The 15,922-nt window shown below is 40.7% G+C and carries 14 protein-coding genes; 11 read left to right on the forward strand and 3 right to left on the reverse strand.

Annotated features, from left to right (window positions below; translation table 11 throughout):
* The first annotated feature begins 133 nt into the window (after positions 1-133).
* From V7K60_RS27130 to V7K60_RS27145, 4 genes are all read left to right on the forward strand, one after another.
* On the forward strand, positions 134-2,443 hold the full coding sequence (locus V7K60_RS27130) for an nSTAND1 domain-containing NTPase (protein ID WP_334930119.1): 2,310 nt from the start codon (positions 134-136) through the stop codon (positions 2,441-2,443).
* A gap of 305 nt (positions 2,444-2,748) precedes the next feature.
* Entirely contained in the window at positions 2,749-3,141 is a 393-nt protein-coding gene (locus V7K60_RS27135) for a GIY-YIG nuclease family protein (RefSeq protein ID WP_334930121.1), read from the forward strand.
* A gap of 372 nt (positions 3,142-3,513) precedes the next feature.
* Positions 3,514-3,873, forward strand: coding sequence for a hypothetical protein (locus V7K60_RS27140; protein ID WP_334930123.1), 360 nt, complete (start codon positions 3,514-3,516; stop codon positions 3,871-3,873).
* 234 nt (positions 3,874-4,107) lie between these two features.
* Entirely contained in the window at positions 4,108-5,412 is a 1,305-nt protein-coding gene (locus tag V7K60_RS27145; RefSeq protein ID WP_334930125.1) for an agenet domain-containing protein, read from the forward strand.
* A 315-nt stretch (positions 5,413-5,727) separates the two neighbouring features.
* On the opposite strand, the gene V7K60_RS27150 is transcribed toward V7K60_RS27145, so the two are convergent.
* Entirely contained in the window at positions 5,728-6,084 is a 357-nt protein-coding gene (locus V7K60_RS27150) for a DUF4288 domain-containing protein (protein ID WP_334930127.1), read from the reverse strand.
* Positions 6,085-6,549: 465 nt separating this feature from the next.
* Here V7K60_RS27150 and V7K60_RS27155 point away from each other — a divergent pair, with 465 nt between their 5' ends.
* The 7 genes from V7K60_RS27155 to V7K60_RS27185 all read left to right on the forward strand — a co-directional run bounded on the left by V7K60_RS27155 (position 6,550) and on the right by V7K60_RS27185 (position 13,870).
* Positions 6,550-7,668 carry a phosphotransferase enzyme family protein gene (locus tag V7K60_RS27155; RefSeq protein ID WP_334930129.1) on the forward strand — a complete coding sequence of 373 codons (1,119 nt, stop codon included), beginning with the start codon at positions 6,550-6,552 and terminating at the stop codon, positions 7,666-7,668.
* Positions 7,665-8,267, forward strand: a complete 603-nt coding sequence (locus V7K60_RS27160) for a DOMON-like domain-containing protein (protein WP_334930131.1) — start codon at positions 7,665-7,667, stop codon at positions 8,265-8,267. The genes V7K60_RS27155 and V7K60_RS27160 overlap by 4 nt, the downstream gene beginning before the upstream one ends.
* Positions 8,268-8,399: 132 nt before the next feature.
* Complete coding sequence (locus V7K60_RS27165; RefSeq protein WP_334930133.1) at positions 8,400-8,861, forward strand: hypothetical protein; 462 nt, start codon at positions 8,400-8,402, stop codon at positions 8,859-8,861.
* A gap of 481 nt (positions 8,862-9,342) precedes the next feature.
* Complete coding sequence (locus V7K60_RS27170) at positions 9,343-9,582, forward strand: hypothetical protein (protein WP_334930135.1); 240 nt, start codon at positions 9,343-9,345, stop codon at positions 9,580-9,582.
* Positions 9,579-10,850 (forward strand): carbamoylphosphate synthase large subunit, encoded by a 1,272-nt coding sequence (locus V7K60_RS27175; protein WP_334930136.1) that lies wholly within the window; start codon positions 9,579-9,581, stop codon positions 10,848-10,850. The genes V7K60_RS27170 and V7K60_RS27175 overlap by 4 nt, the downstream gene beginning before the upstream one ends.
* 512 nt (positions 10,851-11,362) lie before the next feature.
* Positions 11,363-12,373: an SDR family oxidoreductase gene (locus V7K60_RS27180; protein WP_334930138.1), complete on the forward strand. Its 1,011-nt coding sequence runs from the start codon at positions 11,363-11,365 to the stop codon at positions 12,371-12,373.
* Between the two features lie 309 nt (positions 12,374-12,682).
* Positions 12,683-13,870 carry an MFS transporter gene (locus V7K60_RS27185; RefSeq protein ID WP_334930140.1) on the forward strand — a complete coding sequence of 396 codons (1,188 nt, stop codon included), beginning with the start codon at positions 12,683-12,685 and terminating at the stop codon, positions 13,868-13,870.
* 400 nt (positions 13,871-14,270) lie between these two features.
* On the opposite strand, the gene V7K60_RS27190 is transcribed toward V7K60_RS27185, so the two are convergent.
* The gene (locus V7K60_RS27190) at positions 14,271-14,840 is read right to left on the reverse strand and encodes a PIN domain-containing protein (protein ID WP_334930142.1); all 570 of its coding nucleotides are present in this window, start codon (positions 14,838-14,840) and stop codon (positions 14,271-14,273) included.
* Positions 14,841-15,205: 365 nt separating this feature from the next.
* Positions 15,206-15,679: a helix-turn-helix domain-containing protein gene (locus V7K60_RS27195; protein ID WP_334930143.1), complete on the reverse strand. Its 474-nt coding sequence runs from the start codon at positions 15,677-15,679 to the stop codon at positions 15,206-15,208.
* Positions 15,680-15,922: the final 243 nt, after the last annotated feature.

Genomic DNA, 15,922 nt, shown 5'->3' on the forward strand with positions numbered 1-15,922 from the left:
ATATATTTTATTGCACGGTTTTCTAGTTATTTTCCGTAGAAACTAAAGAATGCTGTGAATTAGGTATTAAAACTGTGGACAGATTTTGTCTACAGTTCAACAAAAAATTCTAATGGTTAGTGGGGTAATAAAAATGGCATCGGAATGGGCTGCTCAAATTATTGGAATTAATTATTACCCAGAGTCCACCACTCTAAGCAAGCTAACAGCAGCAGCAGATGATGCAGAGAAAATTGCCCAACAATTAGAACAATACGGTTATAGACCTTGTCGCACTGAGTGTTTACCTGGAACTTTAAACCCGAAGGGAGAAAGTAAAATTGATCGCGACGGGACGGTAAAGATGTCAGACTTGACAATGGCGATTACTAATCTTTTTAATCCTCCTAACCAAATGCCAGAAACAGCATTATTCTTCTTTTCAGGACATGGGTGGTGCAAAACTGTGAACGGGAAGAAGGAAGTATTTCTAGCTACGAGTGATGTCTTACCTACTAAAAAAATCTATGGTATACGCCTAAATTGGTTGGGAGAGCAGTTGCTAAAAAGTCCGGCTAAACAAGTCGTTGTTTGGCTAGATTGCTGCTATAGCGGTGAATTGATAACATTTTTTGACAAAAATAAAAATAAATTTAAAGATAAAGACTACTGTTTAATTACTGCAACCCGTTCCTACGAAACTGGTATAGAAATTCCCCATAAGCAGGGGTTGTTGACGAAGGCGTTACTTGAAGGATTGAAAGCCGAAAATGACTCAGATGAGATGATCAATAGCCACAAATTGGAAGATTTCATTACACGCCGAATGCAGAGTACATCCCAGCATCCGTTAATTGCCAATTCCCCACGAGCAATTCTGCTGACAACTAAGTTTTCTCAAAAAAGCTTTCAGGATAAGTGTCCTTATCGTTCCCTGTCGTATTTTAAGGAGACACAAGAAGATGCTGAGGTTTTTTATGGGCGGAGTACGCTGACTGAGCAATTGATTAAACAGGTAGAAAATAAGCATCGCCTAATTGCAGTATTAGGAGCTTCCGGTAGTGGAAAATCATCTTTGTTACGGGCTGGTTTACTCTACCAGATGAAGTTAGGGCAAAAGATTCCAGGGAGCAATCGCTGGACTTATATTACTCCCTTTACGCCTAAAGAATCTCCTGTTAAAAGTTTAGAGGAGGCTTTTGCCAGGGATATGAAAGACACCCTACCCGCGCTGTCGCGCACCCTCCCCTTGCCAAGGGAAGGGTTGGGGAGGGGTGATTTTGCTCATGTCATCGGTGAGAGGTTAAAAGCATTAAACACACCAGTCATTTTGATTATCGACCAGTTTGAAGAATGCTTTACTATATGCGATGACAGGCAGCGTCAAGCATTCTTTGACTGTTTGCTGAAATTAATTGACTGTACAGATAACCTCTATATTTTCATTGGGATGCGATCGGATTTTCGGGGGAGATGGCGAGAATATCCTGAATTTGCCGGGAGAATCCATAAACCTTACATCAACGTCGGACATCTCAACCGTCAGGAAATTGAAGAAGCGATTACTAAACCAGCTGATTGGGTAGGATTAGGCATAGAGGGAAGATTAAAACAGCAACTAATTAATGATGTTGAGGATTACCGCGAAAGTTTGCCTTTGCTGCAATATACCTTAACAGAATTGTGGCGTGAGTCGAGAAATCAAGGTGATGACTTTTTCTGGCTGAAAACTTATGAGAATTTAGGCGGGGTTGAAGGAACGCTACAAAAACGCGCTGATGCAGTTTACAAAAGTCTTTCACTAACAGAAAAAACTGTAGCGCGGCGAATTTTTTTGAAATTGACGCAAATGGGAGAAACCATAGATGTACGGCGGCGCGTGCGTTTATGCGAATTGGTTAATTCCCATCATTCCTTGGAACTTTTGCAACAGGTGAGTGAGAAGTTAGCCGATAAGGATGCACGATTAATTACAAAGAGGGATGAGCCGGATTCCCAGGATGTGATTTTAGATGTTGTCCACGAAGCCTTAATCCGCCATTGGCAAATGTTGCAGGAGTGGAAAAAGGAATATAAGTTGGGAATTGGCACTGAGCGTCAGATTGAAGCAGAAGCTCAAGAATGGGAGAAGGAAGGTAAAAACCCAGATTTTCTCAGAAAAGATGGCAGATTAACAGTAGCAAAAAAATATTTAACTAAATTTGGCAATTGGCAAATGTTGAATGGGGTAGCTGAGGAGTACATTCGGGAGAGTCAAAAACTGCAAGTTCGTCTTGAGCAAGAAAAGAAAGAACACCAACAAGAAAAGTTGGTAGCAGCAGGGCGGAAAAATCGAGTTGTCACTTTGTTTAGTATAGTAGGGTTAGCTGGAGTAGCTATCTTTGCATGTTATCAATGGTACAATGCCCACAGTTGCTATAGGCTACGTGTTGATTCACAATCAAATTCCCAATGTGAACGATAACGATCGCACTCTCTGCGATGGCATTGGTACAAAGAGCAATTAGCTTTACAGCCGGAAATCAATTACTGCTACTGCGATCGCACTTTTGAGAAACTTCCGGGGCGATCGCTTACAAAAGTCAAACAATGCACTGATGAAAACAGGCGATCGTTTCACTGGTCTTTGCTGATCTAAAGTTGACTGCTGTTCAAGTTTTACAAGGATGCTGAAAATTCAGCAGGAGAGTGTTCCCTTCGACTTCGCTCAGGGAACACTTTGCTTAGGGAAGACTTTTTCTAATAAAAAGCGATCGCGCAAATCAATTTATGGCTTATATGTACATTCTTGAATGTGCTGATGGTAGTTACTACACGGGTAGTACAACGGATCTTGAGCGGCGGCTGTGGCAACATCAACAAGGTGAGGGCGCAAACCACACAGCAAAACGGTTGCCTGTAAAACTAGTTTTTTGTGAGTATTATCAGTGCGTAGTGGATGCTTTTGAGCGTGAGAAGCAAGTGCAAGGTTGGAGTCGAAAAAAGAAGCAAGCTCTAATTTCAGGGGATACAAATTTGTTGCATAAGTTAGCCGAATGTCAAAATGAAACTCATTACAGTAGGTTGGCTGGCTTCGGTGGTGATGGCTTCGACGCTTCGATACAAAAACGCTCCCTGAGCGAAGTCGAACGCTCCCTGAGCAAAGTCGAAGGGAGCGACTGATCTTGCAGCAACTTCTGCTTTGACGTTTCCGTGTTTCGCGCAAGCTGTAGCAACTTCCGCTTTGCTTGTAGCAACTTCTGCTTTGACGTTTCCGTGTTTCGCGCAAGCTGTAGCAACTTCTGCTTTAACGTTTCCGCGTTTCGCGCAAGCTGTAGCAACTTCTGCTTTAACGTTTCCGCGTTTCGCGCAAGCTGTAGCAGCTTCCGCTTTGACGTTAGATCAATTCGTAATTCAGAATTCGTAATGTACGAATTGGTATAAAGCAAATAGATTTTAGGCTTTTTCAGAAAAATCAACAATTCCACGTATGACAACCTTTTCAACAATTGTCCACTATAGAGTTATAAGAAATTGAGAAAATGAGTATTAATTATGGGAAGGCGAAAACGCAATTCACGTACTCTTGGCAAAGCTGAACTACGTCTAGCAAGCGTTAAATCTATTAGTCAAACTCTTGATGTCGGAGAGGGGTTAACAGTCAAAGATTATACTGGAAAAATCGAAAGGATGCGGCAATCTTTAGAAGCATACAATACCACCCTCTCCACTATTAATGTTTTACTAACCCAGCTCGTCGAAAATGAACAGGATTTAGCAGACTATTCTGAGAAAATTTTGCGTGGTATTGCTTATAAATATGGTAGTAATAGCCATGAATATCAGATGGCTGGAGGTACTCGTAAAAGCGATCGCAAGCGTACTGTGCGTCAAAGCGTCGTTTTGCCGAAGTAAGGAGGCGCAATTAAACGCAATCGCATCCATCGCAGACTCAAGCTGTTGATTCAGCTTTGCATTTGGGATACCATCGCCTGTGCAATATCTTTAGATGTAGCGCCTGTTACTAACATCGTTATTTTTTGGTCAGGTTGGGGAATTCTATAAATACGGTTCAGTTATTGCCCAACCCTGGATGTGGGTTGCTCTGAACCGTGTTGTCACGATATTCTGAGTTTTGAGGATCGGCTGATGGATAAATCAATTATTCAGTTGGTTGACGAATTACCGACTGACAATATTACTGTGAAAGTTTTAAAGGCTCTTGATTATGTAGCACCAGGTGAATGGAGCAATTTGACAGGGTTTGACAATAATATCCGCGCTATTACTGGAGAAACCGATGCTAAAGTAATTCAAAAAATCCGCGATCGCGCTGCTACTTTATACGAAGATCCTCAACAAGGCTACCAGTTTGCAATCAAACTTTATCAAACAATTGATAAGGCAGATACAGCTATGGCAGCAGCAGCTTTAGCAAATAAAGTTAGTGAAAAAATCGGCTTTCTCTCTTTTTTAGGCAAAATTACTCCCAAAGCTGATGTCACTCAATCCATTGACTTGGTACTAAAAATTGCCGTCGAAATCATCGCCTTTTGTAAACTAAATGGTATTCCTCAACCTAATCCCCAAGAGTTTGCTAATTCCCTGACTAACAACTATCAAAATGCATCCCTAATGCGGATGGTAGCTTTAGTTTGTCTAGATGGAATTCTACCCTTGGGCCCTGACTTTCTCAGCAAAATTCACGGAGTTATTAGTGGTACTGATGCTAGTGCAATAACTCAAAATCCGGTTTTCTTAGCCGTTAATAACTTTCTTCCAGGCAATAATCCTTCTGATAAAGTTGGTTTTATCAGTCAGGGTTTCAACTCTGTAGAAGGCTGGATGAATAATTTAGTATCCAAGACAGGTATAACCCCGCAATCAATTTCTAGTAGTTTGGGTAATTTTATTCAGATTGCTGATGATAATTTAGATTTAGTTGCAGCATTCTTAGATCAAACTACCAATTACTATGAGCATACAGGAATTCAAACTGTCGTTCGCAGTTTGATTTTGCAAGCATACACTTTAGTAAAAGAGGAAATTAAACAAGAGGAACAAAAGCCGATTCAAGATGTCTCATCTGCTGTTAAATCAGATAAAAATCAGTATGAAGTAAGCAAAACAGTAGAAGTCTGGGATAATGATGATGAGGATTGGTATCAGGGAACAATTGAGAAAATCCAAGATGACCAGTTCTTGGTTCATTACCTTGGTTACGGTTCATCTTATAACGAGTGGGTGGGCGAAGATGACATTCGGACTCGCGATCTTCGCTCTGCTGATGAAAATGGATATGCAGTAGGTCAAAAGGTAAAATGTTGGGATGATGACCAAGAGGCTTGGTATTCCGCAACGATTGAGCAAATCCAAGGTCAGCAATACTTCGTTCATTACATTGATTATGACTCATCTTATGACGAGTGGGTTGATAGCGATGAGATTTCCTAACTGTTGAATTAGCACGGGGCTGACGAGAGCAATATCTGCGATGGGCTATTGAGTATCGCGCCCTGTGCTAGCATACAGCATTTATCAAAATTCATAATTGAAGAATAATTTTCTTAGTCAGAATTACTCAGGACTTACGCACAAGGAACGGAAAATCGTAGACGCATTCGCGGAGCGTCTCGTAGAGAAGCGGCTTGCCACAGGCTACCACAGAGAAGCCAGGCGCTAACAGCGGGTTCCCCGACTTGTAGCAACTGGCGCGACGCAGAGGACACGGAGGAATAAGAGTTTGAGAGGTTTTTTGCGTAAGTCCTATTACTGTTGAGATAAGAATGGTTCAAATAAATGATAAGCCTCATAATTACGAAAATGTCTAGCGTATAAGTCAACACCATCACTAGCCGATTCAAAGCCATCATCTAATACTGAATTCACATCTATTACCTTTTTCAAAGACCAGGTAATAGTTTCTCCATCCTCATTTTTATAGCTTCCTTCTTCTTTTTTAGCATAACTTATAGCCTTTTCTTTGGCTTTTTCTAAAGAACTAGATTTGAGCAAAACAAAGCATTCCTGGTACAAGGGTTGATAATCCGGTGCATCGGAAGATGATTCATAAAGAATTACGGCAATGTAGAAGGATTCTGTTTTATCTGCACTTTCGGGTTTCATCCAATTTCCTCCAAGACTACTTCTTGAATCTACCATCATTCAATAACTTCCAAGCCCTTTTAGCGGGGGCTGATTTATCATTTTTGATCTCTTCTAAATAGGAGTTTAAATACTGGCTGGGAAACTCCCGTCTAATTGATGCTTTGCAGCACGTACTAATGAAAGTATCAGCAAATAAACTTAAGTTGTCGTTTGCTTCACAACTTCCACCTGGTCTAACTTGACTTATTACCAAGGACAGCTTAAATAAATGTGCATTCAATGAATATGTTACAGTCTGGGAATGGCTAGCCATCGGTTGCAGAACCAATTCCACAACGAAAAGACCAACCAATGGGTTAGGTAGAGGTTTTTGTAGCATCAGGAAACAAACCCTTTTTAATTACAAATTATTTTGACACTTGCGCTACGATATCCCCTATTGCTTTGATGCAATGTATATGAGGAGTAGGACAGGTCAAAAATATGACAGAAGAATTCAATACACAGGCCGCAGAGAATCTGGTGGCGATCGCTAACCAATTCGCCCAATTGGAGAAGGTTACAAGCGTTAAAGCATTTGGCAGTGGTAATATAAATGACACTTTTTTAGCAACTCTAGATTCCTCAAAGGAACAACATTTTGTCCTGCAACGCATTAACACACAGGTGTTTCGTCAGCCACAACTGATTATGCAGAATATGCGTACCTTAACTGAACACGTTCAAAAAAGGTTGCAGGATATCCCCCTTAATCGTCGCTGGGAAGTGCCACGCGTACTGTTGACCAAAAACGCTCAAGACCACTGGAAGGATGCAGATGGCTCATTTTGGCGGGCAATCAGCTTTATTCAAGGCTCCCAGTCTTTTGATAGTATAGGCGATCGCTCTCACGCGAAAGAAATCGGTTATGCTTTGGGGATGTTCCACAATCTGATCAGCGACTTACCACCAGAAAAACTTGCTGACACTCTTGAAGGGTTCCATATTACCCCGTTTTATCTCCAGCATTATCAGGAAGTTTTGCCAAAAACTAGTGTGCGTCAATCTTCTGAAGTTAATTATTGCTTACAGTTTGTTAGCGATCGCCAAGCCTTTGCACATATCCTAGAAAATACCAAAGCTGAAGGCAAACTACCCCTACGTCTGATGCATGGCGATCCAAAAATAAATAACGTGATGTTTGACATTGTTACCCAGCAAGCCGTCAGCGTCATCGACCTCGACACCGTGAAACCCGGTCTGGTACATTATGATATTGGTGATTGCCTGCGATCGGGTTGCAATCCTGTTGGAGAAGAAACTGAGAATTGGGAAAGTATTTATTTCGATACCGATTTGTGTCAGGGAATCATCAAAGGTTATCTCTCGGTGGCAAAGGCATTTCTTACTGAGAATGATTATGCCTATATTTACGATGCAATTCGTCTCATCGCTTTTGAACTAGGACTGAGGTTTTTTGCTGATTATTTAGCAGGGAATATATACTTTAAAGTCAAGCACCCAGAACATAATTTAGCAAGAGCGATCGTCCAGTTTAAGCTTACCGAAAGTATTGAATCTCAAGAAACGCAGATTCGTAACATTATCAAAGACGTAAAATGAACGATCAGACATTTTCCCTGCAACCCTTTCCTTCTACAAAATCCCTGCCTAATTTGAAAATTGCAGGCAATATCATCCGAATTTATAATCAACTTGACATCTGCTATATGCTAAAGGGCGATTTAAAAGAAATTGCGTTGGCATACCCCTACGGGGAAGCAAGCTACGCGCAGCGTCTCGTAGAGAAGCCTACCGTAGGTATCGCTCCACCATCAAATACACGCTCACGCAAGCATGAATTGTGGGAAGATACATGTTTTGAGTTATTTGTTGGCATCAAAGATTCTGCACAGTATTGGGAATTCAATCTTTCCCCTGCCGGACACTGGAATGTCTATCGCTTTGATAGCTACCGTCAAGGAATGCAAGAGGAAACAGCTTTTACAATACTTCCGTTTAATGTTCAGAATCAAGCCGATGGTTTAGCACTTGCGTTTGATGTCGATTTAAATAAAATCGTCTCGCCAGTCCAAGAAATTGAAGTTGCCATTACTACAGTTATTAAACATAGAGATGGTGAGGTGACTTACTGGGCGTTAACTCATCGAGGTGCAGAGGCTGACTTTCATTTGCGGGATAGTTTCATCGTTGAGTTGTGATAACAGTGTTTAAACAGCAAACCGTGTATTTCAATAATATGTAGTTAATAAATCTAAACTTTATATGAGCTTGCATAAATTTTAAACTCACACCTGATGAATCTATGTATATTTCAAGTAAACCTACTAAAAATGCACTTCTTAACTTTTTCGTTGAACTTCGATAGAAATCCAGGCTTAGAAGAGGGTCGCTTGTGTTTACGTCATATTGAAAAAGGTACGTTACAGGTTTGGGTAGCTACATCAGCTACTGCTGGAAAGCAATTTGCAGAGAGCTTTCATCAGACAGGAGGTATGATACCACCTGAGTACAGAGTACCAGGACTAAAATTTTGGACTGTTGATACTAAACCTATCTCAATGAAAGAGAAAAAAGGTGTAGAAGGCAACTTTTACCAAATTGCCCCATTTGAAGTCAAAACTGATAAAGGAGGTGTTAGAGGCGATTTTGGTATTCATAAAGATGCTAATGTTCCTGGTTCAATGGGATGTATTGTATTGACACCTGAACGTTTTCAGGAATTTGAAAAACAAGTTACTCAATTGGCAAAAGAGGGGAAAGATTCTATACCGCTCTTTGTCACGTACAGTTAAAACGAATATATCAGGTAATGGCATGTAGATAAGCAATTATCAGTCTAGATTGTCATTGCCTCGATTTGACAGTTTTGGAAGTAGATTACAATCGCATTTATTTAGAGTATGAACTGGTTGATGCATTAGCTCAGAGAAATAATACCAGAACTCCTTGTGCTGAATCGAATTATGCCTGCGGTAGCTCCACAGCAAAGAGTAAAGGCAATTTTAAGAACTATACCTGTTTCTAATCACCCCTCGAATATTTTCAAAGTGCGATCGCACTAGCAGGCAGAAAAATTAGGTTAAATATCTCTGTGTTGAGATATTTACATATTTACACCTTCATGCTGCTTATTGTTTTATCAGAGAAATAATCATTTAGGACGAATGTTATTTTAGGATAATAAATAAACTAATTTACTTCTTTCGTTTGATAGAGTTAATTAAAAGATAAGTAAGATATATAAATAAAAGCCAATTATCAAATATTAGTTTTATGCAAACAAAATATGGCAATCTTCAGGGTGTAAAAGATAGTAAAACAAAACAATTACAACGGGTTTTTAAACAAAATAAACCAAAAGATAGATTCATTCTGGCGAAATTTATTGAAGCCTTATCTGCAATTACTAAAAAAATTGTCTCTGAACAAGACAGGTTGCTACTGGTAGGAGTACAGACAAAAGATGTATCTGTCCAATTGTTTGAGGATGCGGTTTCTGGGAGGGCTAAATGAACTCAAAATATGACTTTCAATACTTTCAAGGGAGTTCTCTTTCCGATCTATTTGCTCAAGACATCACAGATGCATCTTATGGGTTTATCCTAAATTACCCTGCAACTGCCAGTTGGGCTGCTTATCCCAACCTGGAAAAATATTTTATTCAAGATGGCAGTAGTGAAGCCACCAAAACCTCCTTTGACAAGATTTGCCAAAAGGAACCTTGGAAAATTTTAGCTGTGTTAGGCGATCGCATTCCAGGAATTGCAATTAATCCGCCGCCAAAATCGCTGCTTGCATACTGGCAAGAGCATTTCGGCTTCAACTATTCCAATAGGTTGATGATGGAGCGCTTGACTTATCTGGATGATCTCAGTCAAAGCGTTCGCTTTGACAAACTCATCACCCTATTTCCCTTTGATCGTCTAAAACCTGAAAAACACGCTATTGATTCAGACACACATTACCGCTTACTCAGCAAAGTAACCCTAGCTGAACTGGGGGTGCAATGTCCAAAATACGAGAGTTACAATTTGCACGAAGTCAATCTTGAAGATATTCAGTTACCACAATTTCCCTACTTAATTAAAACGTCCCACGGACTCTCAGGAGAAGGCACTTATATCATCAAAAGCCTTAGCGATTTGAACTACTGCCTTGAAGAAATTAGGAAATATCTCAATATTAAGTTGCTTGATAAAATTATTGTCTCGGAGTTCGTCAAGAATGAGGTGCAGAATTACTGCGTACAGTTCTATGTCAACAAGGCGGGAGAGATAACCCTCATCGGCACTACCAGGCAACTCGTCACTCCAGAAGGCAACTATTTAGGGGGACTGATTGACTACTGCAACACTGATATGAACAAGTTCTTTGAAATGATTGCTGCCATTGGTAAATATGCTCACAAACAGTGTTATTTCGGCGTGATTGGCTTCGATGTGTTAGAAGATCAAGACGGACAATTTTATGCGATCGATGCCAATTTCCGAGTCAATGGTTCAACTCCGTTGTGCTTGCAGCGCCATACCTTACTGGGACTGGGAAAGGAAGTAGCTAAATATTCCAGTGACTACCGCATGGAAGGAACGTTGGATTCAATTTTAGTGACCTTAAAACCAGAACTAGAGTGCAAAGACTTGATTATTCTGTCGGCTTTAGAGAAGGTCAAATATGGAAAAATCTACACGGAAATTTATGCGATCGTTACTGGAGAAACTATCCAGGAAATGCAGTATATCGAGCAGAAATTACAGAATAAGGGATTACAATGGCTCCCTTAAACAGATTTAATAAGATAAAGTTGCAGCATTGCCACACACTGTAGCATTAATTTGCGTGTAACCCAGCACCCAGAAACTCAAGGAAGCGAGAGGTTCAATTAAATCTGCTTTCGCATCTGTCTTGAGGAGTGAATCAGACTAAGAAACTATTTGTAAAAAAGTAAATAGCATCAGAAGATTGTGTCATTTGAAAGTTGAGTCTGAAGTTGGGAAACGGCGACAGATGAGATTTTGTGAGATTTGTTGACCAAGTTCCTGATGTTTATTAGTCAAAAGTCTGAAAAGTCTAGAAAATGCTTACATATACTTCCTGTGGCGTTTTCAGATTCCCCAATAGACAGAGAACTGCAACCGTAATAATAATTAACATATATATGTATAGGAGAGCTATTAAGAAAATTTTTAATAGCAACTGATACTAACAAAGCGACTGAATTATCTACTGAAGCTAAAGCCTCTAACGCTGTCGAAGCCAATTCCTAATCCCTAATTTATTTTAAAAAGTAACACTTATGCAATTAAAGCCAATCAATCAGCAAGTTGTTTCGGTCGTTGGAGCCTCCAGCGGTATTGGACGGATCGCAGCTCTTGAGTTTGCAAGACGCGGGGCAAAAGTGGTAGTCTCGGCTCGCAGTGAGTCGAAGCTAAAGTCTTTAGTCGAGGAGATTCGCGGCTTTGGCGGTGAAGCAACTTTTTACGTAGCTGATGTGGAAGTATTTGAGCAAGTTAAAGCGATCGCAGATAAAACTGTAGAAGTCTACGGGCGACTCGATACATGGGTACATGTCTCTGCTATCGGTATCTTTGCCACTTTCGACAATACAACACCAGAAGAGTTTAAGCATGTCATTGATGTCGATCTCATGGGACAAGTCTATGGTGCAATGGCGGCGCTACCGCATCTAAAGCGTGAGGGAAGGGGGGCACTAATTCACGTTTCTTCAATGGAAGGTAGGCGATCGCTCCCCTACCAAAGTGCTTACTCGGCAGCCAAGCACGGAGTCGAGGGCTTTATCGAAGCCATGCGCCTTGAGTTGCAACATGAAAAATGGCCGATCAGCGTCACCAGTGTGAAACCAGGGGTGATCAACACCCCCTTCTGGAATAATGGTCTGACGAAATTAGGCGTAAAGCCTTTTGGGATACCACCTTACTACGAGCCTAAACTTGTAGCTGATGCTATCCTCTATGTAGCCGAACATCCAACTCGTGACTTCTTGGTTGGGGATGTAGCTAAAATATTAGATGTGGTACAGCGCGTCTCACCATCATTAGTAGATTCACTGTTACTGCTTGTCGGTTTCGATTTACTACGTTCTTCTGAGCCGAAATCTGAAGATGCACCAAATAATTTTTACCAATCTGTTTCTGAAGACGACAGAGTTAACGGGGATTTTGGTAACTTAGTTATACCGAGTGTTTCTGACTGGCTAGATAAAAATCCGCTTCTCCAGTGGGGTGCGATCGCTGGTACAGTAGCATTAGCGTTCCTAGCAGCTCAAGTATTCAAAAAAGAAGGATAAATAGACTTGTCGGAAAAGTTGCAATCCAGTTTTTACAAGGATTTCTCTCAAATCCTTGTAGACTTTTTAGCAACATAGTAATGAGATTTTGAGATAATTACTAATAATGCCATTTGATAGTTCTAAAAATATTTTTAACTATTCATACTTTGCACAACCATAAGTTTCTATTGCCACCTAACTCCAATAAAATAATTTAGGTTGTATCAGTACATGACTACAGAAAGATGAGTATGAAGTTATTTTTGAGGATGATTAATTGAGTAAATCTCAGCAGTCAAATTGTCTGATCCAGGAGCATTCCAGCCAATGAGAGACTATCAACGCACCCTACCGCCTGTGTGGATTGGGGAGGCGATCGCCTTTTATGCCTTTATTGCCATTGGCATCGCTGAAGCAGGATTAGGAGTTCTTCTGCCCTCGATTCTGTCTACCTATAACCTGACTCCAGCAACCGTTACTCTGCTGTTTGTCAGTCAAATTAGTGGGTACATTCTGGCAGCATTCACCAGCAGTCTTGTGAGTAGTCGGCTGGGATTAGCCCGAATGCTGTTGATTGCTGCAGGTGCGCTGACAATGGCACTGACGATCTATGCCACCTCATCCTCCTGGTTTCTGATGGTTGCTGCTGGATCGGGGTTGGGATTGGGCATTGGGTTGATTGATGCGGGCATTAACACCTACATTGTGCAAGATTCCCGCAGTGCTAGTTTGATTGGTTTGCTCCATGCTTTCTATGGTATTGGCGCACTCTTAGGCCCTGCGATCGCTACCACTTTGTTAGCAGTTGGCATGAACTGGCGACAGGTTTATGGGGTATTAGCCGGGATTGTCAGCCTATTAATTGTCAGCGTGCTGGGCATTATCATCTTCAACTACACACCAATGACATTACGGGTATTGCCATCAAAGACAACTGCTTTAGAAAATTTGAGCAGAGCGCTCCAAAATCCGATAGTACTGCTAACTGGGCTACTTTTGCTGGTTTATGTTGGCACTGAAGCCTGCATTGGCAACTGGGCATACACTGTGCAGTCTGTCGCTCGTCACACTCCCACGTTGATTGCTGGTTACAGCGTTAGTGCCTACTGGCTGGGATTAACATTGGGACGTTTCATCTTAGGTTATTTCTTGCAATGGCTTGGGGCAGTCCGCACAATCAGTATGTCGCTCAGTCTTGTGATCATTGGATTGCTTGCTTGGTGGCAACTGCCAGATCAATGGATTAGCTTACCGTTGATTGGCTTTGGATTGGCAGCCATCTTTCCTGCAACCATTTGGTTAATTCCTCAACGATTACCTGACCCCCATGTTCCTGCGGCTGTTAGCATTGCCACTAGTGCCGCCAGTTTGGGGGCAGCGATCGTACCCACTGGAGCAGGCTGGATTGCAAGTTGGGCAAATTTAGAAATCATCCCAATGTTGATGCTGCCATTGGCGCTCTTAATGGTGGGCTTACATTGCTGGCTGGTGCAACATTCGGTAAAAGGCAAGTAAGTTTTCGCACTGAATGGCACGAAGAAAAGCTCAAACACTTATAGTTAAACAGTTTACAATTGCTTGCGTAATTCATGCTGGGGTTTTGTCATTAAGGGGTAAGCTTTTGGGCGGCGTTTTTGAACTCGTGCTTCACTTCTGCCAAGGCGATCGGTAGGGCGGCAGATCAAGCATTCAAAAAGGAAAGATAAATAGACCTGTCCGAAAATTTGCAATCAAGTTTTTACAAGGGTTTGAGAGAAATACTTATAGATTTTTTGGCAATATTTTACAATAGGTTCATCTAGCCAGTGCTTCACACGAATTTTGGCCGTCTGGGGCTAATTACGCTCTTTTAAAAGAGTAAAATAACAATAGTATTTTAAAATACTTTATTTCTCATAATCTCAGTAGATTTCTATTAAATTTCATAGCAAAAATCTTGTAGAGCAGTAACTGATTCTGGTAGTCCCTGCCTTAAAAGCGATTCTAAGTATTCTTCATATGTTTGAGGGGGATTCTTAAGACTACTTCTATGCCTCTTTACCACTTTGCAAATTTCTGTTGGGTTAAGGTCAATCAGATGCAGAATGAAATCATCTGGATGCTGGGACTCAATACCATATAGTGAAAGAGCTTGAGCAGGAAAATCTTTAAGGTTAAAAGTGACTATAATACTTGCATTACAACGAATCGCTGCGGCGACGACATGGCGATCATTTGGATCTGGAAGTTGTAAACCTGCGATCAGTGCTTCATAACCTGTAACGAGACAATCTCGGACATTGCTATTCATCAGATTTTTAGTTCTGGTAAGCTTCTCAAGCGTGAAATCAGGACGATTCTTTAAAACGTTTCTAATCCATTCTGAGTGAATTGCATCCGTCCACCGTGCCCTAAATAGGTCAGTGACTGCAAGCCGCATAAGAAAATCTCTCAATGGTGCTGGATATAAGACACATGCATCATAAATAGCTGTAAAATTAGACACTATAATTGCTCTATTAGTTTGAAATTATTACCCTTAACAGTGGTAACAAATTTTCTTTATAAATGTCCTTTATACGTAAGGATTCAGGTCTAATATTCAGGAAGCAGGTCTTTTCCCATAATTGTGATATTCCGCCTCAGATGTCACATTTGTCAATACCTCTTGACCTGAATCCTTACCTTTATACTAAGTAAATTTTGATCTTAACTTATAGTTTCAATTGCATTAAAGTTAAAACTAAGTCAATTGGTTACTAGAGGGCTTCCTGACTTAGTTTACTTGATTGTTAGATGTACTTTTATTCCTAGAGTTGCCTTTAGCAGAGCATCTGGCTAATCATGCGAAACTGTTATGTATCAGGATTCTTATTCGTACCCCATATCTAGTTCTTGAGCTTGAGCAGTAAGCTCATCAAGAGCTTGCATTCGTAAAGTATCAATTTGATTTTTGTAACTGAGTAGATCCTGATAACGCACCCGTCGTCGCGTTCCTACTTTACGGTATGGCATCTCTCCAGATTCCAATAACCCTACCAAATAAGGACGAGAAACATTTAAAATATCAGCTGCTTCTTGTGTCGTCAGTTCTGCGTGTACGGGTACAAGAGTAACAGCATTACCTTTAGCCATTTGTGTCAGGATGTCAACAAGCAGATGAAAAGCCGCTGCTGGTATGGTAACTGTTTCACTTATAGTGTTATCTTGGACAACTTTGATATTACGGTATGCATCATTATCCCGTACATAGGATGCCAAAGTTTGACTACTTTTTTTAGCTAGCGTAGCATCTTCTTCCGTAGGTACAGCAGCCCTGCTAGATTGGTATGTACTGAGTGTCATAGATATCAGCCTCTCCTTATCTAATATCGAATTGCACTCCACTTATCCATACAAAAATATGGATTGCAATTATCATTCACCTCATAATAGCTCTTATTCAAAATGAACGCAATGTACGAAATGAGCGAAACAAACTTTTACAGTAAGTATCCTACCAAAAGTCCTCCAACTGGGGTTGAAGGACTTTTGGTGAAAGAAAAATCAATTTTTATCTTCTAATCCAGCAATAAACCAGTAAAAAGT

Origin of the sequence: Nostoc sp. (assembly GCF_036917555.1) — a bacterium.
Classification (GTDB): Bacteria; Cyanobacteriota; Cyanobacteriia; order Cyanobacteriales; family Nostocaceae; genus Nostoc.